This window comes from Rhodococcus sp. BE178, assembly GCF_050433545.1.
Lineage (GTDB): Bacteria > Actinomycetota > Actinomycetes > Mycobacteriales > Mycobacteriaceae > Prescottella.
This window is the reverse complement of the sequence record NZ_JBNPXA010000022.1, coordinates 1-25346: the sequence shown is the minus strand read 5'-3', so window position 1 is coordinate 25346 and position 25346 is coordinate 1. Positions and strand designations below refer to the sequence as shown.

Sequence of the window (25346 nt, the reverse complement as noted above, 5' to 3'; positions counted from 1 at the left end):
CACGCTTACCGGACCGGACGAGCGCGGCCGCTCAACCCTCGATCGTGCGGTGTTGCCTGGACTCGAGCGCATGCGCTGCGTCGCGGTGGTCGTACCTGCTCGGCTCGTCCTTCGACCGCGGCGGCCTGTCGTTCGCGATCAGGACCGCGATCCAGGGCAGCGGGATGGAGAGGGCGATGATGCCCACCGAGATCCAGGCGTTCCCGAACATTCCGTACGCGATCGCCGCGAGTATCAGCGCCGGGAACCGGAACGACATGATCGTCAGGTACTTCCGGACACGCGCCCGGTGCTGATCTTCGATGGACTGCGCAGCCTCGGTGATCAGAGCCGGGTTGCGGGGTGTGCCGCTCTCGGCCGACTCGTCGAACCCCGATGTTCTTGCCATGGGTTCCACTGTTCCACTCTCGCGAAGCAATTGCACATGCGGTTGCGGCATTATTGGGATGTGAGCACTTTGACGAAGGAACGTCCCGACACCACCACCGACGAGACGACCGACGACGACACCCCGAAATTCTTCCATTACGTGAAGAAGAACAAGATCGCCGAAAGCGCGGTGATGGGAACCCACGTCGTCGCGTTGTGTGGCGAGGTGTTTCCGGTCACCAAGTCCGCGAAGCCGGGTTCGCCGGTGTGCCCCGAGTGCAAGAAGATCTACGAGGGATTGCGCAAGGGCGACTGAGCGTCCGTGTCGTCGGTGGGCGCGTCGGACTCCGGTGCGTCCACCGATCCGCAGCCCTGCGACTGGGGCTCGGACTCGCATTCGGATCCGGACTGTGATCGATCCGACGTGAACCGGATCGGTCCGGTCGCGAGCCGTCGCGTCAGATTCGTCACAGGGCCGGCGTCCTCCGACGCATCGATCGCGGCCTGCGCGGCGATCCAGTCACGCACCTGCTCCATGCGGGTGGCCCGCGCCGGCCAGAACTCCTGGATCGTGGCGTTGAACTCGGCACCGAGCACGACGGCGAAGCCGAGGAAGAACGTGAAGAGCAGGAAGGCGATGGGCGTCGCCAGCGCGCCGTAGGTGTATCCGGTGCCGGCCACCGCGCTCAGATACCAGCGCAGAATCGTGCTGGCGGCCATGAAGAACACGCCGGCGAGCAGTGCACCGCCGAGCAGTCGATGCCACGGGAGCGATCTCGGCAGTGCCACCTTGTAGAGGGTGGTCAGGCCGACGATCAGGAGCAGACCGACCGCGGGGTAGTAGAACGCGTCCACCATCTCCGTCCCGACCGTGTGCCAGGACTCGGGGAGCGCGCGGCCGATCATCGTCGGCCCCAGTGCGACCAGTGGCAGCGTGAAGACGGCGAGGACGAGGAAGCCGACGTAGAGCAGCAACGCGAACACCCGCTGCCACACCGGGTGCCGGGCGTCCTGTTGGCCGTGTGCCTCGACGATCGAGTCGACGAACGTCGAGATTGCCGACGAACCCGCCCACAGCGACAGCAGGAAGCCCACCGAGATGATCTCCGGGCGGCCTCGCCCGAGGACATCTCCGACGGTTGGCTGGATGATCTGGTCGACGACGTTCTCGCTGAACACGGTGTGGCTGAACGTGATGATCTTCGACTGGATGATCTCCACCGTGTTCGGGCCGAACCACCCGCCGACATAGCCGAGACTGCCCAGCAGTCCCAGCAGCAGCGGGGGTAGCGACAGGGTCTGCCAGAACGCCGCGGTGGCCGACTTGCCGAAGATCGAATCGTGCCAGGCCTTGGACGCCGTTCGCCCGACCAGCTGGGCACACCGACGGAGTGGTCGGCGTTTCGTGGCGGGCGGCGTCTCACTCATGATGCTTCCAGGATTCCTGACAATGCGCCGGGATGCCCGGTGGGGCGCCGCCGTGTCGCCGTCGATTCTGCCACCCCGCCGCCGGGCGAGGTCTGTGCAGGATCACGTCCCCGGCCGCGCGGCTGATGCTGAATCGGTCGGTCCCGACCGCTAGGCTCCTCGGGGGTCGTCGCCCGAGGGCGTGGCCCCGAGACTGTGGTCGGGCAGCGGCCGAGAACCCCGTCAGCGAAGCAAGGAGTGGGAACAACTGTGCGAAGCCAGCGGCGAGGTGCGATGTGAGCGCTGAACCCGGAAGTGTCGAAACTGCACCAGCTCCCACCGGCTCCCTCCGAGCGTGGCAGCGGCGTGCCCTGACCAAATACCTGGCTACCAAACCCCGCGACTTCCTGGCCGTCGCGACGCCGGGCGCCGGCAAGACGACGTTCGCGCTGCGCGTGGCCTCGGAGTTGCTGCGTGACCGCACCGTCGACCAGATCACTGTCGTCGCGCCCACCGAGCACCTCAAGCACCAGTGGGCGGAGTCCGCGGCCCGCAACGGTATCGCTCTGGACTCGCACTTCTCGAACTCGACGGGGCAGACGTCGTCGGATTACCACGGTGTGGTCGTCACGTACGCGCAGGTCGCGTCGCACCCGTTCAAGCACCGCGTCCGGACCGAGGCGCGTCGGACACTGGTGATCCTGGACGAGATCCACCACGGCGGTGACGCGAAGAGCTGGGGTGACGCCATCCGGGAGGCGTACGGCGACGCGACACGCCGCCTGGCACTCACCGGTACCCCGTTCCGCAGCGACGACAGCGCGATCCCGTTCGTGAACTACGAGCCCGACAACGAGGGCCTGATGCGCTCGAAGGCGGATCACTCGTACGGCTACTCCGACGCCCTGGCCGACGGCGTCGTCCGTCCGGTGGTGTTCCTCGCCTACTCGGGGGAGGCTCGCTGGCGCAACAGCGCCGGCGAGGAATTCGCGGCCCGGCTCGGTGAGCCGCTCAGCGCCGAGCAGACAGCCCGCGCGTGGCGCACGGCGCTCGACCCCGCCGGAGACTGGATCCCGGCGGTCCTGGCGGCCGCCAACACCCGTCTCGGGCAGTTGCGCGCCGGCGGCATGCCCGACGCGGGTGGCCTGATCATCGCGACGGACCAGACGGTGGCCCGCGCGTACGCGAAGACCCTCGAGGCGATCACGGGTGAGGCGCCGGCGCTGGTGCTGTCGGACGACCCGACGGCGTCGAACCGGATCGCGGAGTTCGGCAAGAGCACGCAGGCGTGGATGGTTGCGGTACGCATGGTGTCCGAGGGCGTCGACGTGCCGCGGTTGGCGGTCGGCGTCTACGCCACGAGCGCGTCCACGCCGCTGTTCTTTGCGCAGGCCATCGGTCGGTTCGTGCGATCGCGGACCAAGGGCGAGACGGCGAGTGTGTTCCTGCCGTCCGTGCCGGTGCTACTGGACCTCGCCAGTCAGCTCGAGGCGCAGCGGGACCACATCCTCGGCAAGCCGCACCGCGAGAAGGACGGTCTCGACGACGACCTGCTCGCCGACGCGAACAAGCAGAGGGACGAGCCTGGCGAGGAGGAGAAGGCGTTCGTCTCGCTGGGCGCCGACGCCGAGCTGGACCAGGTGATCTACGACGGCTCCTCCTTCGGGACCGCGACGTTCTCCGGGTCCGACGAGGAGGCCGACTACCTCGGGCTGCCCGGACTGCTCGACGCCGAGCAGATGCGGGCGCTGCTGCGGCAGCGCCAGCAGAACCAGCTGGACAAGCCGGCCGCCGCTGCCGCGGCGGCTGCACCGCCGACCCCCGCGCCCCAGGTGGCCGAGCGGGTGGCGTCCGCGGGCCAGTTGGCGAACCTGCGCCGCGAACTCAATTCCCTGGTGGCGATGCACCACCACCGGACCGGTAAGCCGCACGGTGTCATTCACGGCGAACTGCGTCGCGTGTGTGGTGGTCCGCCGACGGCGATCGCGACCGTCGACCAGCTCACCGATCGCATCGCGACGCTCCGGCAGTGGTAGTGGTAGTGGTAGTGGTAGTTCGCTGGTAGTTCGTTCCGGAACGCCGAAGCGGGTGACCACCGATGGTGGTCACCCGCTTCGGGAACTGGGGACGGACGAGCGTCCGCCCGGAGGGCTGACGCGCTAGACGGTCGCCGCAGATGATTCCGAGTCGCTCACGATGGTGGCGTTCATCTCACGAAGACGATCTGCATGCTCGTTGGCGTGGTGCTGGCAGAAGAGAAGCTCTCCTCCACTCGCGAGCACAGCGCGCACGCGGGCTCCTGCGCTGCACCGGTCGCACCGGTCAGCAGCGGTCAACGGGGGGCTGGTCAGTGTTCCGGGCATGACTCCTCCGAACTGGCTGTGGGGTGGTACCCACTGCCTGGGGTCTTCCGCCGCGTCGGGGGTGACGCGGTAGGTCCACTCTGTCAGACGTTCGACTTGATCGGGTTGTTCCCGATACTTCCTCGGTGTGTCCTCACTAACACCCACCGTCCTGAACTCGCACTATGCGTTTCGGGACGATTCGGGTGTTCGCTGACAGCTGAGCGCTGCTCTATCGTTCGGGGCCTCGGCGGCGGAAAGGACGACACATGTCGACACCGGATCAGTCGGAGCAGTTCGCGGGCGGGTCCCTGCTGCACATGTGCAGCAGGGACGAATGGGCGACAGCGCAGCGCCTCGGAGAGCGCGTACCGCCCGGCTTCGACGCGGACGGCTTCGTGCACCTGTCGACGCCCGTGCAGGTGCACCTCCCCGCGAACCGGCTCTTCGCGGGCCGCCGGGATCTGGTGCTGCTGAGCCTCGATCCCGACCGGCTCGGGGCGCAGGTGCGTTGGGAGCCCGGCGTGCCGTCCGACCCCACCTCGATGCGCTTCCCGCACCTGTACGGGCCGCTGCCGGTCGCCGCGGTCGTCGAGGTGACCGACTACCTCCCGGACGACGCCGGAGTGTTTCCGCCGATCGGTTAGCCGTCGGTAGGTGTGTTGGCGCTACCGTTGAGCCATGAACGTGGAAGTGACCCCGCTGCCCGGTATCGGAGTTCGTAAGGATTTCGCGCTCGCGACGGGCCGACGCATCGGTGTGGTCACCCACCGCGACGGTCGTACCGAGCTGATCGTCTCCAAACTCGACGACCCGGATGCGTGCATGGCTTCGATTCCGCTCGAATCCGATGAAGCGTCGGTGCTGGCCAATCTGCTCGGGGCGCCGCAGCTCGTCGCACAGCTGCGGGAGGAGCACCGGGATCTGCCCGGAATCAGCACCCGCCAGATGCCGATCACCGAGAACTCGCCGTGGGATGGCCGCACGCTCGGCGAGACCGCGATGCGGACCCGCACCGGGGTGTCCGTCGTCGCCGTGATGCGCGCCGGTCAGGTCGCGCCGTCGCCCAATCCCGACTTCACCTTCACGGAGGGCGACCTGCTGGTCGCGGTCGGAACGCAGGAGGGCCTCGACCACGCGGCCAAGATCCTCGCGCACGGCTGATCCCGGCTCGGCTACGCGCGCACGATGACCGGAACCTCCCTGGCACTCGTCGAACTCGGCGCTGTGTTCTTCGCGCTCGGTGTCCTCGGTCGACTCGCCGGCCGCATCGGCCTGTCACCCATCCCGCTCTATCTGATCGGCGGCCTGTGTTTCGGCCAGGGCGGATTCATCCAGCTCGGCGACATCGGCGAGTTCAGCCACCTCGCGAGCGAGATCGGCGTCGTGCTGCTGCTGTTGCTGCTCGGCCTCGAGTACACCGCAGCCGAGTTGGTGACCGGGCTGCGCCGGTCCTGGATGGCCGGCGTCGTCGACCTGGTCCTCAACGCGGTTCCCGGCGCGGTGATGGCACTGATGCTGGGCTGGGGGCCGGTCGGGGCGCTCGTGCTCGGCGGTGTGACCTACATCTCGTCGTCCGGCATCATTGCCAAGGTGCTCGGGGACCTGGGTCGTCTCGGCAACCGCGAGACGCCGATCGTGCTGTCGATCCTGGTGTTCGAGGACCTCGCGATGGCCGTGTACCTGCCGATCCTGACGGCGGTCCTGGCCGGCGTCAGCTTCCTCGGCGGGCTGCAGGCGGTCGGCGTCTCGTTCGCGGTCATCACCGCCGTGCTGCTGATCGCGCTGCGGTACGGGAACGTCGTCTCGGCCGTCGTCGACAGCCCGGACCGCGAGGTGTTCCTGCTCAAGCTGCTGGGTGCGGCACTGCTCGTCGCGGGGTTCGCGTCGTCGCTGCAGGTCTCCGCGGCGGTGGGCGCTTTCCTGCTCGGTATCGCGATCTCCGGCTCCACGGCGCGCAACGCGACCCGCCTGCTCGAACCGTTGCGGGACCTGTTCGCCGCGATGTTCTTCGTCGTGTTCGGCCTCAACACGGATCCGACGACGATCCCGCCCGTGCTGCTGCCCGCCATCGCTCTCGCCGTCGTGACGACCGCGACGAAGGTCCTCACCGGATGGTGGGCCGCCGGGCGGCAGGGAATCGGCGTGATGGGCCGGGCCCGCGCCGGAGCGGCGCTGATCGCGCGCGGAGAGTTCTCGATCGTCATCGCGGGTCTGGCCGTGTCCGCCGGTGCGGTGGAGGGCGAACTCGCGGCACTGGCAACCGCCTACGTGCTGCTGATGGCCGTGCTCGGTCCGGTCGGCGCGCGGGTCGCGGAACCGTTGGTCCGGCTGTGGCAGCGACCTCGACCGAACGAAGAAGGGGCCCCGAAGGACCCCTTCCTCACGAACTGACCAGTGCTAGGCCGGTGCTAGGCAAGTGCTAGGCAGTGCTAGTCCAGGTAGTCGCGCAGCACCTGGGAACGCGACGGGTGGCGCAGCTTGGACATCGTCTTCGATTCGATCTGGCGGATCCGCTCCCGGGTCACGCCGTAGACCTGGCCGATTTCGTCTAAAGTCCGCGGCTGGCCGTCGGTGAGACCGAAGCGCAGACGCACCACGCCGGCCTCGCGCTCGGACAGCGTCTCGAGCACCGACTGCAGCTGATCCTGCAGCAGCGTGAAGCTGACCGCGTCGACGGCCACGACGGCCTCGGAGTCCTCGATGAAGTCGCCGAGCTGGCTGTCGCCCTCGTCGCCGATCGTCTGATCGAGGGAGATGGGCTCACGCGCGTACTGCTGGATCTCCAGCACCTTCTCCGGCGTGATGTCCATTTCCTTCGCGAGCTCCTCCGGGGTGGGCTCGCGGCCCAGGTCCTGGAGCAGCTCACGCTGGATGCGGCCGAGCTTGTTGATGACCTCGACCATGTGCACCGGGATACGGATGGTGCGGGCCTGGTCGGCCATCGCACGGGTGATGGCCTGACGGATCCACCACGTCGCGTACGTCGAGAACTTGTAACCCTTGGTGTAGTCGAACTTCTCGACCGCGCGGATCAGGCCCAGGTTGCCTTCCTGGATGAGGTCCAGGAACGCCATGCCGCGGCCCGTGTACCGCTTGGCCAGCGACACCACGAGGCGCAGGTTGGCCTCGAGCAGGTGGTTCTTGGCGCGGTTGCCGTCGCGGGTGATCCAGTTCATGTTGCGGCGATCGGCGGGGGAGGGCTTCTCGCCCTTCTCTGCCATCTCGGCCATCTTGAAGGTCGCGAACAGGCCGGCCTCGATGCGCTTGGCGAGCTCGACCTCCTCCTCCGCGTTGAGGAGCGCGACCTTGCCGATCTGCTTGAGGTACGCGCGCACCGAGTCGGCAGACGCGGTGAGCTCGGCGTCCTTGCGGGCCTGGCGGAGTGCCTCGGACTCCTCCTCGTCCCACACGAAGTCGCCGGACGCCTTGTCCTTCTCGGTGGGCTCGGCGGTCTCCTCGTCGTCTTCCTCGACGACGACGTCCTCGACCTCTTCCTCGACGAGTTCGCCGTCGGCGACGTCGAGATCGGCGATGTCGACGTCCTCGTCCTCGCCGATGTCGTCGCCGCCCTTGGCGGCCTTGGTGGTCGCCTTCTTGGTGGTCTTCTTCGCAGCCGTCTTCTTGGCGGCGGCCTTCTTCGCGGGCGCCTTCTTGGCGGCGGCCTTCTTGGCAGGCGCCTTCTTGGCGGCGGCCTTCTTCGCGGGAGCCTTCTTGGCGGCGGGCGCGCTACCGGTAGTGGCCTCGGCAGTGGATGCAGGGGTCGCTGATTCGGGTGTGGAATCGGCGGTCTGACGCGTATCGGTGGCTGCCACGTACGCCCTTTCGTGACGGTGTCGTGCGGCGTCACGCCAGAGTGGAATTCCGGCGGAGAGGTCTGTCGGGTTTCGCCGACTCACAGTCGGCCGCCATCCATTGTAACGACAGCTTTGAAATTGTTACGGAGCGATGCCCTTTTCCAGGCTGTTCTGCGTGGCCATGGCCGCGCCGACGATCCCCGCGGTGTTGAGGAGTGTGGCGGGAACGACGGGCGTGCGGTTCTCCAGACGGGGGATCCACTTCTCGTGTTTGCGGCTGATCCCGCCGCCCGCGATGAACAGGTCGGGCCACAACAGGTCCTCGAATCGGCACAGCACGCGGGTCACCTCGGCGGCCCACTCCTTGTACGACAGGGACTTGGTGTCCTTGACCGACGACGCGGCACGATGCTCGGCCTCCATGCCGTCGACCTCCATGTGGCCGAACTCCGTATTCGGGAGCAGGACGCCGTTGTGCAGGACTGCCGAACCGATGCCGGTGCCGAAGGTCAGCAGGACGACGACGCCGTCGACGTCCTTGCCGGCCCCGTACCGGTCCTCGGCCAGTCCGGCCGCATCGGCGTCGTTGAGCACCGTGACAGCGCGGCCGCCCAGCGCGGTCGAGAACAGCGTCCGCGCGTCCGTCCCGATCCACGACTCGTCGATGTTCGCGGCGGTCCGGGCGATGCCGTTCGTGACGACGCTGGGCAACGTGACACCGACCGGACCGTCCCAGCAGGCCCGTGCGGCGATCTCGGCGACGGTGGCCGCGACGGCATCCGGAGTCGACGGGTGTGGGGTGGCGATCTTGATCCGTTCCTCGACGAGTTCACCGGTCTCGAGATCGACGAGTGCGCCCTTGATGCCACTGCCGCCGACGTCCACACCGAAGCCGCGAATTCCCACAATGGTCCCCTTCCGCCGAGATGACAGCCTGCGTCGAAACACTAGTTGGTTCCGCCGCGCTCGGTCCCGGGGATACGGGTGGTGGGTGTCTGTGGTCTGTGATGCGATACATCCATGCGCGCCACCGACAGTCCCACGGCTGAATCCAACTCCATCGATCCGGGCGTCCTCCGCCGCACGGCGATCGCGGTCGCCGAGGCCGCGGCAGCGCACGTGCGATCCCGCCGGCCGGAGGTGTTCGGCGTCATGGGCGCTGTGGTGCATGCGGGCGACGGCGACTCGGTGCAGTCCAAGAGCACGCCGACGGACCCGGTGACGATCGTCGACACGGAGACCGAGCAACTCATCCGGGCGCGCCTGGCGGACCTGCGCCCGCACGATGCCATCCTGGGCGAGGAGGGCGGTGGCGAGGAACACGGCGTGGCCGGCACCCGCTGGGTCCTCGATCCGATCGACGGCACCGTGAACTTCCTCTACGGCATCCCGGCGTACTCGGTGTCGGTCGCCGCGCAGGTCGACGGGGTGTCCGTCGCTGGTGCCGTCGTCGACGTCGCCGGGCGCGTGACCTACTCGGCCGCGCTCGGCGGGGGCGCCTCGTTCACCGACGCGGACGGCAACACCGGAACGCTCGCGTGCAACCCGGTGACCGAGGCGTCCTTGGCGCTGTTGGCGACCGGGTTCGGCTACGGCGCGCAGCGGCGCGCGGTGCAGGGCAGGCTGATCGGCGAACTGCTTCCCCGGGTCCGTGACATCCGACGGATCGGATCGGCCGCCCTCGACCTGTGCATGGTCGCGTCGGGTCGGGTGGATGCCCATTTCGAGCACGGGCTCAATCCGTGGGACTGGGCCGCGGGCGCACTCATCGCCAGCGAGGCCGGAGCCCGGGTGCACGTCCCGGCGCCCGACACGCGCAGTGCGGCGGGCGAAGTCGTGATCGCGATGGCGCCCGGCGTGGCCGACGATCTGGAGGCGGTCTTCCGGTCCGTGGGGTTGTTCGACCCGATCCCGTGATCGGTCGGACGGGTCAGCAGCGCGCGGTGCGGGCCGCTGCGAGCAGATCCGGGTCGAGCGGAGCCGGCTCGGTGCCCGCCGGCGGATCCTTCAGTGCGTTGAGGACCTCCGCCGCGTCAGCATTGGGATCGATCTGCTTGGCGAAGTAGGTTCCCAGCGCGAGATCGACGGTGTCGTCGGTGCGCGCGTCCTGGATCAACTCGGCGCACGGCGCGACGAGCCACAGCGCACTCGCGGCGGACAGTCCGTTCGGTCCGAACCGAATCTGCCCGTGGCACTGCAGGTTCTGGTCGACGTATACCGGGTCGTTCCCGACCTGGACGTCGGGTGCGCCCGCGAAACCGTAGTCACGCAGCTGGGTCGCGACGTCTGACGCCTGGCCGCGTTCGCCGTTGGCGTTGAACACGCGGACCTTGGTCGCGGACAGCGCCGCGGGTTCGACATCGAGGAGGGTGCTGCGCCCCACCTTCTCGCCGAGTGGTTGCGGCGTGGGGGCGTCGGCGGCCTTCGGTTTGACCGGCGGATTGCAGTCCACCGTGGTGGCGTACACCTCGGGCTTGGTGAAGATCTGGACCCAGACGACGACTCCGAGCAGCGCCAGCACCGAGATCAACGCGATCACGGGGACCGCGCGCCGGCGACGGAACGGACGGCCCTGACCGTCGGTCGAACTGCCATCGGTGATCAGTGAAACCACGGTGTATGTCGGCCTCTCCGTAGGCGAGCGCGGGCAGTGATCCCGCGAAAGGAAAAGAGTTGGTGTGGTTCCGGCCACCTTCTCGGGTGCCGCCGCCGTCCCGCTGCCCACTGTAGATCCCCGGCCGATCACCGTCCGGCACATGCCCCGTGCAGGAATGTCTCAGCTCGAGCAGTGGTTGGTGACGATTGACGGACAGTTTCCGGCAGTGTCCGGTTCGGTTGCCACTTTTCCTGATGCGTCGGCTATTGTCTGGCGGCCCCAGTCGTGAGAACACACGATTTCGAGAGGGTCCGGCGAGAACGGAAGGTGAGGTGTAGGTCATGTTTTCCGGAGGGCTTTTCGGGCACTTCCGGGCATCCTGCGGCGTTGTTAGTGCCACAGGAATGGATCTGCATCTCTGACGGTTCTCCAGGATCGCCCCACCCCCTGCCAGGGGACGGCGGCCCGGGCACCGGGGATACACGCAAGAGGACGAGGGGAAGAGGAAATGGCAACCGACTACGACGCACCCAGGCGTTCGGAAACCGACGAGGTTTCGGAGGATTCGCTCGAAGAACTGAAGGCACGACGCAACGAGGCGCAGTCGGCAGTCGTCGACGTGGACGAGTCCGACACCGCGGAGTCGTTCGAACTCCCCGGCGCCGACCTGTCCGGCGAAGAACTGTCCGTGCGGGTGGTGCCCAAGCAGGCGGACGAGTTCACCTGCTCGAGCTGCTTCCTGGTTCACCACCGCAGCCGTCTCGCAAGCGAGGAGAACGGCGTCATGATCTGCATGGACTGCGCCGCCTGACGCGAGTCCTGAAGCAGACGGACTAGTCCTTCGGGGCTGTCCCGCGGCCGATGGCGGCCAGCAGTTCGGCTGGCCGCCTCGTGCTCACCAACCAGTAGGGCGTGGGGTCCTCGGGATCGTCGAGGACGATCAGCGCAGTCTGCTTGATCCAGGAACGATTCTGGACGTAGGCGGCCGGATCGAGCTGGCGCCCCATGGCCGCGCTCTTGGCCGACGGCGGAATGGTCGCGGTGCGGGAGATGGCGGAGAGCGGTAGATGCGCCCGACCCACCCGCACTTCACCGTCGGGGCCGTCGAACACCTCGATCCGGAGCCGCGACACCCACAGCAGGGCCCATACCGGGAACGGGAACAGCAGGACGTAGGGCAGCCAGGCGCGGACGCCCGGCGAACCCATATGGATCTCCGCGGCGAGCAGGCCTGCGATGAACAATCCAGCGGGCCACCACCACAACGGCACCCACAGACGCTCCGAATAGATCGGTGCTCGGGCATTGTCGGGCGTGGTCGCTGCGGGCTGAGACGATTCGGACACGTATTCCAGAGTAGTCTCGGTGCACGTGAGCGATCTTCCTGCCATTGCGCTGAAGCGACTGGACCCCGGTATCCCCATTCCCCAGCGCGCGCACGCCGGCGATGCCGGCGTCGATCTGTGCACCACCACCGATGTCACGATCGAACCCGGACGCCGCGTCCTGGTCGGCACCGGTATCGCGGTCGCGTTGCCGATCGGCACGGTCGGTCTCATCCATCCGCGGTCCGGTCTGGCCGCGAAGGCCGGGCTCTCGGTCGTGAACACCCCGGGCACGATCGATGCCGGCTACCGCGGAGAGATCAAGGTCTGCCTGATCAATCACGACCTCGAGACGCCGATCGAACTGCGCCGCGGTGACCGTGTCGCGCAGCTGGTGGTGCAGAGGGTCGAACTGGTCGACTTCGTCGAGGTCGACTCCTTGGACGAAACTGTCCGCGGCGCAGGCGGTTACGGGTCCAGTGGCGGTCATGCGAGCCTCGTCGAGCACAATGCCGATCAGGATATCGACGGTACGGAAGGCCGCCCGCACGAGCTGACGCGGCTGCCGAGGGAAGGGGCCTGATCATGTTCGGACGTCGCAAGAAGAACGAAGCCGACCGGTCGGAGGCCCCAGAGCCTGCGGATCTCGTCGACATCGAGGCTCAGGACGAGGATGCCGAGTTGGACGCGCCCGTCGGCACGCTCGACGGCGGCCCCTACGACGCGACCGATTTCGCGGAAGACGAGGAGCCGGCCGCGACGCGGCTCGATCTCGGCTCGGTCCTGCTGCCGATGCCCGAAGGCGCCCAGCTCCAGGTCGAGATGTCGCCCGAAGGTGCGCCGCAGGCGGTGCACCTGGTCACCGAGCACGGTCGCATCACCGTCTCCGCGTACGCGGCACCCAAGTCGCCGGGACAGTGGCGTGAGGTCGCGTCCGAGCTGGCCGAATCGCTGCGTACCGACAACGCGGAGGTCAGCATCGAGAGCGGCCCGTGGGGCCGCGAGGTGGCCGCGACCACCCCGAATGCCGACCTGCGTTTCATCGGTGTCGACGGGCACCGCTGGATGCTGCGGTGCGTGGTGGCCGGTCCCACCGGTGCGGTGGCAGCCGGCGGCCCGCTCGTCGCGATCGCCCGCGCCGTCCTGCTCGATACGGTCGTCAACCGTGGCGACGAGCCACACCCGGTGCGGACCCCGCTACCGGTGGTTCTGCCGCAGGTGCTCGTCGAACAGCTGATGGCGGCGCACCAGCAGCAGCTGGCGGCCCAACAGCAGGCACAGCTCGCGGCCATGGACCAGGCACACCAGCAGTCCCCGCAGCAGCCCCAGCCGGCGGCGCAGCAGCCTGCGCCGCCGTCCCCGAACGGGTCCGAGCCGCCACGTCGTGGCGAGTCCGGCTCGGCGATGCAGCAGCTCGGTCTCTAGCGCTCCGCGCTCAGCCGATCCGGGTGAGCGCGGCGACGCACGCCTGGCCGAGGACCCCCGGATCCTCGCCGATGTCCTGCAACGCGAGCTCGGTGAGGTCGGCGTTCGGGAGCGTCGCCGCCCACTCTTTCGCCACCGTCAACGGGTGGACGGCGTCGTCGACCGCCGCGGCGATGCCCACGGGCAGTCGGATGCCGGCGAGCGTCGCCGGGTCCGGCGCGTGATACGCGGCGGCCTCCTCCAACGCGGACGGCAGATCGGGCCACTGGCGGCGCCAGGACCGGGCCAGTTCGTCGGCCAGCCAGGGCGGGCTCGACGCCGTCATTTCTGCGGTCACCGCCGCCAGTCCGTGCGCGCGTAGTTGCGACGCGGTGAACGTGGCACTCGCGGCGGCCGGCGCGTCGTGGGGTGATCCGGTCCATGCCGGCAGCGCGGCCATCACCCCGCCGACGCTCTCGGGGTTCTCCGACGCCCACGCCAGGGCCACGGCGGCCCCGATCGAGACACCACCGACCAGGATCCGACCGTGTTCTCGCGCGGCTCGGTCCATCGCGTCGCGGTAGCTGTCAACAACCGCCCGTGGATCCGGTTCGACCGCCATCGTCGTGACTCCGACCTGCATCAATGCGGGCCGGAAGGCACGGGCCGCGAAATCCGCATCCGACCCGGTCCCCGGGAGTACGACGGCCACTTCGGGCCATGTTCGTTGCTGCATGAATCGATCTTGCACTGCCCGGTTCGCGAGCGTTCAGGACGGCGGTGGGTTTCGGATCACTTTGGGGTTACAGTGGCCCTCGTACAGCCCTATCGCGCGGCGCGAAGATGCGCCGCCATTTGTCCAGGAGCACGCTATGGCCCCCGCCGCGGCAGGTTACTTTCGCCGGCTCACCCGCAGACTCACCGAGGACCTCGAGCAGTTGGATGCCGAGGAGATGGTGGAGACCGCGCAGGCATCGGGCGCCAAGCGCGCCTGTGACTGTGCGCGCGGCGAGGAGGTCACGATCTTCGGCCGCCTCCGCAGCGTCGAAGCGTGTCCGAAGTCCGCGAACGCCAGCGTTCAGGCCGAGTTCTTCGACGGCACCGACCCGGTCACGCTCGTCTGGATCGGCCGTCGACGGATTCCCGGCATCGAGCCGGGCAAGACGCTGATGGTGCGTGGCCGTATCGGCGACCGCGACGGTCAGAAGGTGATTTTCAATCCCTACTACGAACTCCGCGGCGATTCCTGATCCACCGCCGTTGCACTGCACCGCGGCTCGCCGTCGGCACCCGTCGACGGTCCGGTGCCGGACGGGCTTCGACGGCTCGCCGTCGGGATATGGCAGTCTCGTCGCGTGACCGAAACGAAGCAGCAGACGATCCTCGAACAGCTCGGTGGACTCAGCGGGCTGATCTACTCGACGCTGCCGGTCGTCGTGTTCGTGCCGGCGAACAGTCTGTGGGGCCTCGCCCCGGCCGTGTGGACCGCGCTCGGCGTGGCCGCGGCGATCCTGGTGTGGCGAATCGCCCGCCGCAGTCCCGTCCAGCCCGCGATCTCGGGTTTCCTCGGCGTCGGTGTCTGCGCGTTCATCGCCTACCGCACCGGTGACGCGAAGGGGTACTTCCTCTTCGGGATCTACACCAGCCTCGTGTATGCCGCTGCGTTCGTCGTGTCGATCCTGGTTCGGTGGCCGCTGGTCGGTGTGGTCTGGGGTTACCTCAACGGGCACCGCAACGCGTGGCGTGCCCACAAGGGCGCGGTGCGTGCGTACGACATCGCCACCGTCGCATGGGCGGCCGTCTTCGGCGCCCGGTATCTGGTCCAGTCCCAGCTCTACGACGCTGATCAGACGGGGTGGCTCGCGGTCGCACGGATCGGGATGGGCTGGCCCCTCACCGGCCTGGTGCTGCTCGTGACGATCTGGGCCGTCCGTCGCGCGGACCGACTCGTAGAGCCCGCGCCCGATCCGGCCGAACTCGAAGCCGCCGCCGACGGCCCTGCCGCCGACGCGTCAGATATCGATCGCGGCGCGTAGCTCGTCCTCGACCTCGACCGCCGCGACGAACAGCAACTCGTCGCCGCCCTCGACCGGGTCGTCGGGCTGGGGGACGATCACGCGTCCGCCGCGCAGGATCGTCACCAGGGCGACGTCGCGCGGGAGCTGAATCTTGCGCACCGGCTTGCCGGCGAGCGGGGTGTTGTCGGGCAGGGTGATCTCGACGAGGTTTGCCTGACCCTGGCGGAACGTCATCAGTCGAACCAGGTCACCCACCGTGACAGCCTCCTCGACGAGCGAGGCCAGCATGCGTGGTGTGGAGACCGCGACGTCGACACCCCACGACTCGTCGAACAGCCACTCGTTGCGGGGATCGTTGACGCGGGCGACGACTCGCCCCACCCCGAACTCCGTCTTCGCGAGCAGGCTCAGCACGATGTTGGCCTTGTCGTCGCCAGTGGCGGCGATCACGACATCGTAGGTCTCGAGCTGCGCGGCTTCGAGCAGGCTCAGTTCGCACGCATCAGCGTGGATCCACTCGGCCTGCGGAATCACCTCGGGCTCGACGTGCTCGAGCTTGCGTTCGAGCAGCATGACGTGGTGGTTGCTGCGGACGAGTTCGCGGGCGATGGAGCGGCCTACGGCGCCGGCTCCTGCGATGGCCACTCTCATCGGAGGTTTCCAATCGGGTAGTCGATCGAGAAGGGGGTCATTGACCGGTCTCGGGCTGTCAGTCGTCGGACGGCGGGGGATTACCGGCCAGGGCGACGGCCTCGGCGACGGTGCCCGACACCGCGGCAACGTACACCTGGTCCTGGGACTGGATGACGGTCTTGCGGTCGGGGAGGATGCCCGATCCGAAACGGATGATGAACGAGACCCGGGAGCTGGTCGCTGCTTCGAGTTCGGAGATGTTGCGGCCGACCCAGTCCTCGTGGAAGGGCAGTTCGGTCACGACCACCGTGCCGGACGGATCCCGCCACTTCGAGATCTGATCGTCCTGCGCGAGAGCGAGCATGAAGCGGTCGGTGGTCCACGGCACGGTTGCGATGGTCGGGATGCCCAGACGCTCGTACACCGCGGCGCGCTTGGCGTCGTAGATCCGGGCGACGACCCGCTCGACGCCGAACGTCTCGCGGGCCACCCGCGCGGAGATGATGTTCGAATTGTCGCCGGAGGACACCGCCGCGAATGCCTCGGCACGCTCGATGCCGGCACGGACCAGCACGTCGCGGTCGAATCCCATCCCGACGACGGTGTGCCCGGTGAAGTCCGATCCGAGTCGGAGGAACGAACTCGCGTCGCGGTCGATCACAGCCACCTCATGGCCGATCCGGCTCAGTGCGGTAGCGAGGGAGGAGCCGACTCGGCCACATCCCATGACTACTACGTACACCCGTCCACTCCGTTCATCGGATTCGCGCCCGTGCGGGGTGCCGCCGGCGTCGAATCGAACCGTACAGCGCGCGGGGGGAAGAGCAAGTTGCCACTGCCGGAAACGCCGACTTGGGCTCCTGGCTGCTGTGCATTCCCTCGGACGGCTTACGCTTTGGCAGTGTCGAAGGTTTCCACCGCTGCGAAGCGGCTGATTCTGGGCCGGCCGTTCCGGAGCGACAAGCTCGGGCACACGCTTCTGCCCAAGCGAATCGCGCTACCTGTTTTCGCCTCGGACGCGATGTCGTCGGTCGCCTATGCGCCGGAAGAGATCTTCCTGGTGCTGTCCGTCGCGGGCATCTCCGCCTACGCGTATGCGCCGTGGATCGGGCTGGCCGTCGCCGTCGTCATGGCCGTGGTCGTGGCCAGCTACCGGCAGAACGTGCACGCCTATCCGTCCGGTGGCGGTGACTACGAGGTCGCGACCACCAATCTGGGGCCCAATGCCGGTCTGACGGTGGGCAGCGCGCTGATGGTGGACTACGTGCTCACCGTGGCGGTGTCGATCTCGTCCGCGGCGTCGAACATCGGTTCGGCGGTGCCGTTCGTGGCGGAGCACAAGGTGCTGTTCGCGATCGCCGCGATCGTGCTGCTGACGGCGATGAACCTGCGGGGTCTGCGGGAGTCCGGCACCGCGTTCGCGATTCCGACGTACGCGTTCATCGTCGGCATGCTGATCATGCTCGGGTGGGGTTTCGCCCGGGTCTACATCTTCGGCGACGACGTGCACGCGGAATCCTCCGGATTCACTCTCGATGCCGAGGATTCGCACCTGTACGGCATCGCCTTCGCGTTCCTCATCGCCCGGGCCTTCTCGTCCGGCTGTGCGGCCCTGACCGGCGTCGAGGCGATCAGCAACGGTGTGCCGGCATTCCGGAAGCCGAAGTCCCGTAACGCGGCCACCACGCTGCTGCTGCTCGGTACTTTCGCGATCGTCCTGCTGATGGGCATCATCATCCTGGCCCAGAAGATCGGGATCGTGTACGCGCACAATCCGGAGACCCAGTTGATCGGCGCTCCGGAGGGCTACCACCAGAAGACACTCATCGCGCAGCTCGCGGAGGCGGTCTTCTCCGGGTTCCCGGCCGGCTTCTTCTTCATGGCGATCGTCACTGCGCTCATCCTCGTGCTCGCCGCGAACACCGCGTTCAACGGTTTCCCGGTGCTGGGGTCGGTGCTGGCGCAGGACCGCTACCTGCCGCGCCAGCTGCACACGCGCGGCGACCGGCTCGCGTTCAGCAACGGCATCCTGTTCCTGTCGGGCGCCGCGATCGCGTTCGTCGTGGTGTTCGGCGCCGAGGTCACCAAGCTGATCCAGCTGTACATCGTGGGTGTGTTCGTCTCGTTCGTGCTGAGCCAGACCGGAATGATCCGGCACTGGACGAGGCATCTGAAGGCCGAGAACGATCCGGCCCAGCGCCGGCGGATGAAGCGCTCCCGCGTGGTCAACTCGATCGGTCTCGCGATGACGGGTGCGGTGCTGGTGATCGTGCTGCTCACGAAGTTCGCGGCCGGTGCGTGGATCGCGATCGTCGCGATGATCGTGATCTTCGTGGTGATGAAGTCGATCAGGCGCCACTACGACAGCGTCGCGGCCGAACTCGAGGAGCAGGAGTGGGACGGCGTACTGCCGAGCCGCACCCACTCGATCGTGCTGGTGTCCAAGATGCACATGCCGACGATGCGCGCGCTCGCGTACGCCCGCGCGACCCGGCCGGACACGCTCGAGGCCGTCACGGTGAACGTCGACGAGCCCGACACGCGAACGCTCGTCCGTGAATGGGAGAAGAGCGACATCACGGTGCCGCTCAAGGTGATCGAGTCGCCGTATCGCGAGATCACCAAACCGGTGCTCGATTACGTGCGCCGGGTCCGCAGGGATTCGCCGCGCGACGTCGTCACGGTGTTCATCCCGGAGTATGTGGTGGGGCACTGGTGGGAGCAGATCCTGCACAACCAGAGCGCCCTGCGGCTCAAGAGCCGACTGCTGTTCCAGCCGGGTGTGATGGTCACGAGCGTGCCGTGGCAGTTGAGCTCGTCGGAGAAGGTCAAACGCGAACGCGTCGACAACGCACCTGGTGCAAGTCGCCGCGGGTTCGAATCAGAAGGCAAGTGACGGGCGGTACGTGGTGAGTGAGAACTGGACGGGTCTTCGGCTCGAGGTGGAGTTGGGGAATCCCGGCCACGGTGGCTTCTGCGTGGCCCGCCACGACGGGCGGGTGCTGTTCGTGCGCCACGGATTGCCCGGTGAGCGGGTCATCGCGCACGTCACCGAGGATCGTGGCGGTTCGTTCTGCCGCGCCGACGCCGTCGAGATCATCGAGGCCTCACCCGACCGGGTCACGCCGCTGTGCCCGATCTCGGGTCCGGGTGGAGCGGGGTGCTGCGACTTCTCGCACGCCACGCTCGATGCGCAGCGGGCGATGAAGGGGGCGGTCGTCGCCGAGCAGTTGCGCCGGATCGCCGGTCTCGACCTGGAGGTCGTCGTCGAGGAACTGCCGGGCACCGGGCACGGCGCGGGCTGGCGCTCACGCGTGCGCCTCGCGGTCGACACCGTCGGGCGCCCGGGCTTCCACCGGTTCCGCAGCAACGACATCGAGACCTTCCTGGCGTGTCCACAGATCGATGCGTCGGCGTACTCCGGACTGTCCGAGCGGTCGTGGCAGCCCGGAGCGGAGGTTCAGGTGGTGCTCGACGCGGACGGTGAACGCCACGTGGTCGAGATCGCGCCGGCCAAGATCTCGCGGACCGGTCGTCGCAGCCCCGGACGGCGCGGCGCGACGGCGCGCCGGGCGGCGTCGGCGGGCAGTCGCGCCGAGCGGGTCGTCATCGGGTCCGGTCGACCGGTCGAGCGGGTCGGCGGCCGGGAGTGGACGCTGTCCGCCACCGGGTTCTGGCAGGCGCATCGGGGTGCGGCACAGACGTATTCGGCTGTCGTGGGGGAGTGGGCGCAGGCGTCGCCCGGCGCCGCCGTGTGGGACCTCTACGGCGGTGTGGGCGTGTTCGCCGCGACACTCGCCGAGCAGGTTGGTGTGACCGGCCGGGTCGAGTCGGTCGAGTTCTCCCGGACCGCGGTGGCCGACGGAGCGGCGGCGCTGGCGGATCTGCCGCAGGTGCAGCTGCACGCGGCGCGCGTCGAACGCGCTCTGCGGGATCTCCCGGCGCCCGAGGTCGTGGTGCTCGATCCGCCCCGAGCCGGCGCCGGGCGGGACGTCGTCGCGGCCCTCGCGGCGGCGGGGCCGGACCGGATCGTCCACGTCGGCTGCGATCCGGCGTCGTTCGCGCGTGATGTCGCCCTCTACCGCGAGCACGGCTTCACCCTGGCGCAGGTCCGCGCGTTCGACGCCTTCCCCCTCACGCACCACATGGAGAGCCTCGCGCTCCTCACGCGCTGAGGCGTTCAACACACCCTCCGGCTCGAGCTTCGGAAACGCCCAGGTCAGGGCGGTCGAAGTGCGGTATGTCGCTTTTGCGAAGTAATTGCTTGACGCACGCAACTATGCCTATAGTTGCGTTCTGCAAGTAATTCACCAATCCATTCAGGGGATTCGGGGTATCCGATGGCCGTTCAGGCTGATACGGCGCAGGCCCTGGTCGACGCGATCTTCCTCTTCGGACGATCGCTGAAGACCGCCATCACCAGCGCTGTCGACGATCCGCTCGCACCCGCGCTCGCCGCGGTGCTGTTCGTGCTGTCGGCGCGGGGACCGTGCCGACAGAACGAACTCGCGTCGGTGCTGTGCGTGAGCCAGTCGGCCCTCAGCCGACAGATGACGGAATTGGTCGACGCCGGCCTCGTCGACAGGCAACCGGACTCGGACGACAAACGGGCATTCCTGGTCCAAGTCTCGGAAAAGGGTGACGAGGTCCTGCGGACCACGAAGGAACTCAGATCCGCGCGATTGCACGGACTGCTTGGTGGGTGGAGCCAGGAAGAAGCGGTGGCGGCGTTGTCGACCATCGAACGTCTCACCGACACGCTCGCCGCCCGAAACGAATCCGCACCGCTAGCTGCAAATCACAGTGGGAGAGCACTTCAATGACGACACCAGTGGGGGAGAGTCGGGCAGGCTCCGGCAACGAGGCGATGACCCACCGCCAGATTCTCGAGGTCCTCGCGGGCCTCATCGCAGCGCTGTTCACCGCGCTGCTGAGCACGACGATCGTCTCGACCGCGCTGCCGACGATCATCGGTGACCTCAAGGGCACACAGACCCAGTTTGCGTGGGTCATCACGACCGCGCTGCTCGCGAACGCAGCGTCGACCCCGATCTGGGGCAAGCTCGCCGACCTGTTCAACAAGAAGATCCTCGTCCAGTCCTCGATCGTGATCTTCGTGATCGGCTCGGTCATCGCGGGCTTCGCGCACAACGTGCCCGTCCTGCTGGCGGCCCGCGTCGTGCAGGGCATCGGTATGGGCGGCCTGACGGCGCTGGTGGTCGCGATCATCGGCAGCATCATCCCGCCGCGTGACCGCGGGCGTTACTCGGGCTACATGGGTGCCGCGATGGCGGTGTCGATGTCCGGCGGTCCGATCCTCGGTGGCGTCATCGTCGACAGCCCGCTCGGCTGGCGCTGGTGCTTCTTCGTGTGCGTCCCGATCGCGGTCATCGCACTGTTCCTGCTGCAGCGCACACTGCACATCGAGACCGAGCGCAAGGAAGACGTCTCCATCGACTGGTGGGGCGCGATGCTGCTCACCGCGGGCGTCAGCGTTCTGCTGATCTGGGTGTCGTTCGCCGGCAAGGCCGACTACTACGACTGGTTCTCCAAGGAGTCCGCGATCTACGTCGGCGTGGGCATCCTGCTGCTCGTCGCGACCGTGATCGTCGAATCCAAGGTGAAGTCGCCGATCATCCCGCTGAAGATCATCACCGAGAAGACGACGGGTCTGGCGATCATCGCATCCATCGCAGTCGGCGTCGGCATGTTCGGTGCCACCACCTTCCTCGGTCAGTACTTCCAGACCGCTCGCGGCCACAGCCCGACGATCGCCGGTGTCCTGACGATTCCGATGGTGATGGGCATGCTCGTCTCGTCGGTGGTCTCGGGTCAGCTCATCTCCCGGTTCGGAAAGTGGAAGCCGTTCATCGTCGGTGGTGCCGGGTTGCTCGTGGTCGGCTTCGGTCTGCTCTCGACGATCGATCACGCGACCAGCCTGTGGCTGATCGGTGTCTACATCGCCATCGTCGGTGTCGGTGTCGGCAGCCTGATGCAGAACCTGGTGCTCGCCGTGCAGAACACCGTCAGTGTCCACAACATCGGCGCAGCCAGTAGCTCGGTCGCGTTCTTCCGGACGTTCGGTGGCGCGATCGGCGTGTCGGTGCTGGGTTCGATCCTCGCGACCCGTGTCTCGACCCTGTCCTCCGAGGGATTCGCGGAGCTGGGTATCGACACCAGCTCGGCGGGCGGCGGCAACCTCGACATCAACGCCCTGCCCGCACCGATCGCAGCCATCATCCGCGCCGCGTACGGCGATGCGACGGGACGGTTGTTCCTGGTGGCGGCCGTGGTCGCACTCATCACCCTGGCCTGCGTCATCGTGATCCCGAACACCCCGCTGCGCAAGACCATCGACATCCAGGAGCCGGCCGATGCCGACAAGTCGGACGAGTCGGGTGTCTCGGATACCGCGGACGTTGCTCGCGACGCGGCTCAGAACGTCAAGGCGTAACTGCCCGAGCACAACGTCGGAGGCCCGCAATCGACACGGTTGCGGGCCTCCGGCGTATCGGGGGTGCTGCTCTACGTCTTGCGGTTGTACAGACGCATCGTCAGCGGGCCGAACACGACGATGAAGCCGGCACACCAGATCAGCACGACGGAGAGCTGACCGAATTCGAACGAGCCCTCGCACAGCGCGCGCAGCGTCGTCACGAGGTGGCTGATCGGATTCACGTCGACGAACGCCTGCAGCCAGCCGGGCATCGTCGACGGGTCGACGAAGATGTTGCTGGCGAACGTCAGCGGGAACAGGATGAACATCGATACGCCCATGACGGCCTGCTCGGTCCGCATCAGCATCGCGAACATCGTCCACACCCACGACAGGCTGAACGAGAACAGCAACAGCAGCAGCACCGACGCGACGACGCCCACGACCCCGCCGGCGGGGCGGAAGCCGAGGATCAGACCCAGGATCAGCACGATCACCGAGGCGATCGTGTAGCGCACGATGTCGCCGAACAGGGCGCCGACGAGCGGCGAGGGACGCCAGATCGGCAGCGAACGGAAGCGGTCGAACACGCCCTTCTCGATGTCCTTGTTCAGGGTCAGCCCCGTGTACATCGTGATCATCACGACCGTCTGCACGAGGATGCCGGGGATCAGGAACTGCACGTAGGCGTCGGTCGAGCCCGCGAGCGCGCCGCCGAACAGGAACGTGAACATCAGCGTGAACATGACCGGGAACATGGTCACATCGAAGAGTTGCTCCGGGACGTGCTTGATCTTGAGCAGCGCCCGCCACCCGAAGGACAGCGACGTCGACAGTGCGTTGGGCCGCGCCGGGCGGGGACCCGGCATCTGCAGGACGTTGCCGACCGCCTGCGCCGAGGTGGTGATGGTGTCGGTCATGACGCGCTCTCCTCGATGATGGCGGTGTCGGCAGTGTCGGCGGCGTCCTCGGCGCCGTGGCCGGTCAGGGCCAGGAACACCTCGTCGAGGCTGGGTTGGCCGAGGGCGAAGGTGGTGACTGCGAGGTTCGCGTCGTCGAGCGCCGCGAGGGCGCGGGCCACCCGCTGCGGATCGTCGAGCCGCGCGGTCAGGGCCGCCGGATCCGATTCGAGGCTCATCGGAACCCCCAGGACCGGTTCGAGGATCGCGGCGGCCTCGGGCCGGCGGGCCGGTTGCGCGACCCGTACGTGCAGGGCCCCGGATCCCACCGACGCCTTGAGTTCGCCGGTGGTGCCCTCCGCGATCACCCTGCCGTGGTCGATGACGGCGATGCGGTCGGCCAGTTGGTCGGCCTCGTCGAGGTACTGCGTGGTGAGCAGGACGGTGGTGCCACCCGCGACCAATGCGCGGACGATCTCCCACACCTGGTTCCGGCTGCGGGGATCGAGGCCGGTGGTCGGTTCGTCCAGGAAGATCAGTTCGGGTGTCACGATGATGCTGGCGGCGATGTCGATGCGCCGACGCATGCCGCCGGAATAGGTCTTGACCTGACGGTTTCCGGCCTCCTCGAGGCCGAAGGCGTCGAGCAACTGGTCGCACCGGGACCGTGCGGCGGCCCGCGAGTACCCGTACAGGCGGCCGAGCAGGATGAGATTCTCGACGCCGGTCAGGTCCTCGTCGAGCGACGCGAACTGACCGGTGAGCGACACCTTGCTCCGGACGGTTTCCGCTTCCGTGGCGACGTCGTGCCCCAGGACACGCGCCGCGCCCCCGTCGAGGGGTAGGAGCGTGGCCAGCATCCGGATCGTGGTGGTCTTGCCGGCGCCGTTCGGGCCGAGTACGCCGTAGACGCCGCCGGCCGGCACCGCGAGATCGACGCCGGCGACGGCGATATTGGAGCCGAAGCGTTTGATCAAGCCGGTCGTTTCGATTGCCAGGTCGGTGTCAGGTTTCATCTGGTCCCCGTGGTCGGTGTGGATGTGGACACAACTCGATCGTTGTCCCAGCCTGTCGGATGCAGGGGCGCGATGCAATCGTTTTTCGTCCCCTGCAGACCCTTCGCGGGTGCGGTATACGGGAGAGATGACTACCGCAGCAACCCTGTCCGTCGTCGTGCCCGCCTACAACGAAGAGAACTACATCGGTGCCTGTCTGGAGGCACTGCTGGTGCAGCAAGCCGATCTTCACGAGATCGTTGTCGTCGACAACAATTCGACGGATCGCACCGTGGAGATCGTCGAGAGTTTCGCGGCGGAACATCCTGTCGTTCGGGTGATCCGGGAGGCGACCCCGGGGACGGTGTACGCGCGCAACGCCGGATTCGAGGCGGCGACCGGGGACGTCGTCGGGCGGATCGACGCCGATACCCGGGTCGAACCGCATTGGGCGCGTACGGTTCTCGAATTCTTCGATCGAGAGGACGCGGCCGCGGTGGGAGCGGTCAGTGGAATCGACGACTCCTACGACTCGCCCTATCGGGCGCTGAAGCGCTGGTATGTCGATCGGCTGGTACGGCGCGGTCGGTTCGGCGGTGAGCAGCGCATCGCAAACCTGTACGGCGCCAACATGGCGCTGCGGAAATCCACGTGGGAGAAGGTCCGCGACGCCTCGAGTTCCGAACTCGACGTGCACGAGGACGTCGATCTGGCGCTGTGCATCGTGCAGGCGGGCGTCGAGATCGCGCAGCTGTCGGACATGCGGGTCGCGATCTCGCCGCGGCGGGCCCTGACGCCGCCGCACGAGTTCGTGCGATACGTGACCGCGGGTGCGAACACCTATAGCCGGCACGACCTGATGAGCGCGCGGATCCGGATTCTGTTGGGGGTCCAGTGGATCGCCCATGCGGGGGCGTACCTCGCTTATCGCCCCTACGACCCGGATCGGGGACGATTCACGTTGCGGCGGTTGATGTTCGGTGGTGGCGCTCGCACCATGCCGGTCGCCTGACCGCCGCCACCGCCTAGTTGTACCTGGCCATCAGGTTGGTTGCAGTCGGCTGATCGGTGGGAGTCCTCCGAGTGCGCTGTGGCGTCGTCGAGTGTTGTAGTACTCGAGCCAGG

General features: G+C 67.7%; 29 protein-coding genes. 16 read left to right on the top strand and 13 right to left on the bottom strand.

Annotation, left to right across the window (positions count from 1 at the left end; translation table 11 throughout):
* Positions 1-31: 31 nt before the first annotated feature.
* Positions 32-388: a DUF3099 domain-containing protein gene (locus J2X34_RS26525; protein WP_114719928.1), complete on the bottom strand. Its 357-nt coding sequence runs from the start codon at positions 386-388 to the stop codon at positions 32-34.
* 60 nt (positions 389-448) lie between these two features.
* Here J2X34_RS26525 and J2X34_RS26520 point away from each other — a divergent pair, with 60 nt between their 5' ends.
* On the top strand, positions 449-685 hold the full coding sequence (locus tag J2X34_RS26520; RefSeq protein ID WP_114719930.1) for a DUF3039 domain-containing protein: 237 nt from the start codon (positions 449-451) through the stop codon (positions 683-685).
* Here the strand turns inward: J2X34_RS26520 and J2X34_RS26515 are convergent.
* Positions 658-1797, bottom strand: coding sequence for a YihY/virulence factor BrkB family protein (locus tag J2X34_RS26515; protein ID WP_114719932.1), 1140 nt, complete (start codon positions 1795-1797; stop codon positions 658-660). The two genes, J2X34_RS26520 and J2X34_RS26515, sit on opposite strands and share 28 nt — an antisense overlap.
* Positions 1798-2072: 275 nt before the next feature.
* On the opposite strand from J2X34_RS26515, the gene J2X34_RS26510 reads away from it, so the two are divergent.
* A complete protein-coding gene (locus J2X34_RS26510; protein ID WP_429520171.1) occupies positions 2073-3812 on the top strand; it encodes a DEAD/DEAH box helicase in 1740 nt (579 codons plus the stop codon).
* Between the two features lie 123 nt (positions 3813-3935).
* Here the strand turns inward: J2X34_RS26510 and J2X34_RS26505 are convergent, their stop codons facing one another.
* On the bottom strand, positions 3936-4139 hold the full coding sequence (locus J2X34_RS26505) for a DUF7455 domain-containing protein (RefSeq protein WP_114719936.1): 204 nt from the start codon (positions 4137-4139) through the stop codon (positions 3936-3938).
* Between the two features lie 248 nt (positions 4140-4387).
* Between J2X34_RS26505 and J2X34_RS26500 the strand changes: the two genes are divergently transcribed.
* Genes J2X34_RS26500 through J2X34_RS26490 form a run of 3 tightly spaced genes read left to right on the top strand, consistent with a single transcriptional unit; the run spans position 4388 to position 6512 of the window.
* The gene (locus J2X34_RS26500) at positions 4388-4765 is read left to right on the top strand and encodes a DUF952 domain-containing protein (protein WP_429520170.1); all 378 of its coding nucleotides are present in this window, start codon (positions 4388-4390) and stop codon (positions 4763-4765) included.
* Between the two features lie 34 nt (positions 4766-4799).
* The gene (locus J2X34_RS26495; RefSeq protein ID WP_114719940.1) at positions 4800-5282 is read left to right on the top strand and encodes a cation:proton antiporter regulatory subunit; all 483 of its coding nucleotides are present in this window, start codon (positions 4800-4802) and stop codon (positions 5280-5282) included.
* 24 nt (positions 5283-5306) lie between these two features.
* On the top strand, positions 5307-6512 hold the full coding sequence (locus J2X34_RS26490; protein WP_114719942.1) for a cation:proton antiporter: 1206 nt from the start codon (positions 5307-5309) through the stop codon (positions 6510-6512).
* 38 nt (positions 6513-6550) lie between these two features.
* Here J2X34_RS26490 and J2X34_RS26485 read toward each other — a convergent pair whose 3' ends face one another.
* Positions 6551-7933, bottom strand: coding sequence for an RNA polymerase sigma factor (locus J2X34_RS26485; RefSeq protein WP_114719945.1), 1383 nt, complete (start codon positions 7931-7933; stop codon positions 6551-6553).
* A 123-nt stretch (positions 7934-8056) separates the two neighbouring features.
* The gene (gene ppgK / locus J2X34_RS26480) at positions 8057-8824 is read right to left on the bottom strand and encodes a polyphosphate--glucose phosphotransferase (RefSeq protein WP_429520188.1); all 768 of its coding nucleotides are present in this window, start codon (positions 8822-8824) and stop codon (positions 8057-8059) included.
* A 111-nt stretch (positions 8825-8935) separates the two neighbouring features.
* Here ppgK and J2X34_RS26475 point away from each other — a divergent pair, with 111 nt between their 5' ends.
* Positions 8936-9832 (top strand): inositol monophosphatase family protein, encoded by an 897-nt coding sequence (locus J2X34_RS26475; RefSeq protein ID WP_114719947.1) that lies wholly within the window; start codon positions 8936-8938, stop codon positions 9830-9832.
* 13 nt (positions 9833-9845) lie between these two features.
* Here the strand turns inward: J2X34_RS26475 and cei are convergent, their stop codons facing one another.
* Positions 9846-10529 carry an envelope integrity protein Cei gene (cei, locus tag J2X34_RS26470; RefSeq protein ID WP_114719949.1) on the bottom strand — a complete coding sequence of 228 codons (684 nt, stop codon included), beginning with the start codon at positions 10527-10529 and terminating at the stop codon, positions 9846-9848.
* 490 nt (positions 10530-11019) lie between these two features.
* Here cei and J2X34_RS26465 point away from each other — a divergent pair, with 490 nt between their 5' ends.
* Positions 11020-11322: a DUF4193 domain-containing protein gene (locus tag J2X34_RS26465; protein ID WP_031939713.1), complete on the top strand. Its 303-nt coding sequence runs from the start codon at positions 11020-11022 to the stop codon at positions 11320-11322.
* 22 nt (positions 11323-11344) lie between these two features.
* Here the strand turns inward: J2X34_RS26465 and J2X34_RS26460 are convergent, their stop codons facing one another.
* Positions 11345-11857 (bottom strand): DUF3093 domain-containing protein, encoded by a 513-nt coding sequence (locus J2X34_RS26460; protein ID WP_114719951.1) that lies wholly within the window; start codon positions 11855-11857, stop codon positions 11345-11347.
* A gap of 19 nt (positions 11858-11876) precedes the next feature.
* On the opposite strand from J2X34_RS26460, the gene dut reads away from it, so the two are divergent.
* Entirely contained in the window at positions 11877-12419 is a 543-nt protein-coding gene (gene dut / locus J2X34_RS26455) for a dUTP diphosphatase (protein ID WP_114719953.1), read from the top strand.
* 2 nt (positions 12420-12421) lie between these two features.
* On the top strand, positions 12422-13261 hold the full coding sequence (locus J2X34_RS26450; protein WP_114719955.1) for a DUF3710 domain-containing protein: 840 nt from the start codon (positions 12422-12424) through the stop codon (positions 13259-13261).
* 10 nt (positions 13262-13271) lie between these two features.
* On the opposite strand, the gene J2X34_RS26445 is transcribed toward J2X34_RS26450, so the two are convergent.
* A complete protein-coding gene (locus J2X34_RS26445) occupies positions 13272-13976 on the bottom strand; it encodes an alpha/beta fold hydrolase (protein WP_429520169.1) in 705 nt (234 codons plus the stop codon).
* Between the two features lie 136 nt (positions 13977-14112).
* Between J2X34_RS26445 and J2X34_RS26440 the strand changes: the two genes are divergently transcribed.
* Together J2X34_RS26440 and J2X34_RS26435 are read left to right on the top strand one after the other, a co-directional pair.
* Complete coding sequence (locus tag J2X34_RS26440) at positions 14113-14490, top strand: OB-fold nucleic acid binding domain-containing protein (RefSeq protein WP_114719959.1); 378 nt, start codon at positions 14113-14115, stop codon at positions 14488-14490.
* A 105-nt stretch (positions 14491-14595) separates the two neighbouring features.
* Positions 14596-15276 carry a DUF3159 domain-containing protein gene (locus tag J2X34_RS26435; protein ID WP_114719961.1) on the top strand — a complete coding sequence of 227 codons (681 nt, stop codon included), beginning with the start codon at positions 14596-14598 and terminating at the stop codon, positions 15274-15276.
* Here J2X34_RS26435 and J2X34_RS26430 read toward each other — a convergent pair.
* Positions 15253-15909, bottom strand: coding sequence for a potassium channel family protein (locus J2X34_RS26430; protein WP_114719963.1), 657 nt, complete (start codon positions 15907-15909; stop codon positions 15253-15255). The two genes, J2X34_RS26435 and J2X34_RS26430, sit on opposite strands and share 24 nt — an antisense overlap.
* Positions 15910-15967: 58 nt before the next feature.
* The gene (locus tag J2X34_RS26425) at positions 15968-16633 is read right to left on the bottom strand and encodes a potassium channel family protein (protein ID WP_114719964.1); all 666 of its coding nucleotides are present in this window, start codon (positions 16631-16633) and stop codon (positions 15968-15970) included.
* A 159-nt stretch (positions 16634-16792) separates the two neighbouring features.
* Here J2X34_RS26425 and J2X34_RS26420 point away from each other — a divergent pair, with 159 nt between their 5' ends.
* The 4 genes from J2X34_RS26420 to J2X34_RS26405 all read left to right on the top strand — a co-directional run bounded on the left by J2X34_RS26420 (position 16793) and on the right by J2X34_RS26405 (position 22345).
* Positions 16793-18787 carry an APC family permease gene (locus tag J2X34_RS26420; RefSeq protein WP_114719966.1) on the top strand — a complete coding sequence of 665 codons (1995 nt, stop codon included), beginning with the start codon at positions 16793-16795 and terminating at the stop codon, positions 18785-18787.
* A gap of 13 nt (positions 18788-18800) precedes the next feature.
* Positions 18801-20066 carry a class I SAM-dependent RNA methyltransferase gene (locus tag J2X34_RS26415; protein WP_429520168.1) on the top strand — a complete coding sequence of 422 codons (1266 nt, stop codon included), beginning with the start codon at positions 18801-18803 and terminating at the stop codon, positions 20064-20066.
* 165 nt (positions 20067-20231) lie between these two features.
* Positions 20232-20714, top strand: a complete 483-nt coding sequence (locus J2X34_RS26410; RefSeq protein WP_114719970.1) for a MarR family winged helix-turn-helix transcriptional regulator — start codon at positions 20232-20234, stop codon at positions 20712-20714.
* Complete coding sequence (locus J2X34_RS26405; RefSeq protein WP_258557740.1) at positions 20711-22345, top strand: MDR family MFS transporter; 1635 nt, start codon at positions 20711-20713, stop codon at positions 22343-22345. Before J2X34_RS26410 ends, J2X34_RS26405 begins: the two co-directional genes overlap by 4 nt.
* 71 nt (positions 22346-22416) lie before the next feature.
* Here J2X34_RS26405 and J2X34_RS26400 read toward each other — a convergent pair whose 3' ends face one another.
* Positions 22417-23247: an ABC transporter permease gene (locus J2X34_RS26400; protein WP_114719974.1), complete on the bottom strand. Its 831-nt coding sequence runs from the start codon at positions 23245-23247 to the stop codon at positions 22417-22419.
* Positions 23244-24242: an ATP-binding cassette domain-containing protein gene (locus J2X34_RS26395; RefSeq protein ID WP_429520167.1), complete on the bottom strand. Its 999-nt coding sequence runs from the start codon at positions 24240-24242 to the stop codon at positions 23244-23246. The genes J2X34_RS26400 and J2X34_RS26395 overlap by 4 nt, the downstream gene beginning before the upstream one ends.
* A gap of 127 nt (positions 24243-24369) precedes the next feature.
* Here J2X34_RS26395 and J2X34_RS26390 point away from each other — a divergent pair, with 127 nt between their 5' ends.
* Positions 24370-25233 carry a glycosyltransferase gene (locus J2X34_RS26390; RefSeq protein WP_114719978.1) on the top strand — a complete coding sequence of 288 codons (864 nt, stop codon included), beginning with the start codon at positions 24370-24372 and terminating at the stop codon, positions 25231-25233.
* Between the two features lie 30 nt (positions 25234-25263).
* Here J2X34_RS26390 and J2X34_RS26385 read toward each other — a convergent pair.
* Positions 25264-25346, bottom strand: an 83-nt coding sequence (locus J2X34_RS26385) for an integrase core domain-containing protein (RefSeq protein ID WP_147283480.1), incomplete at its 5' end; no start/stop codon positions are given.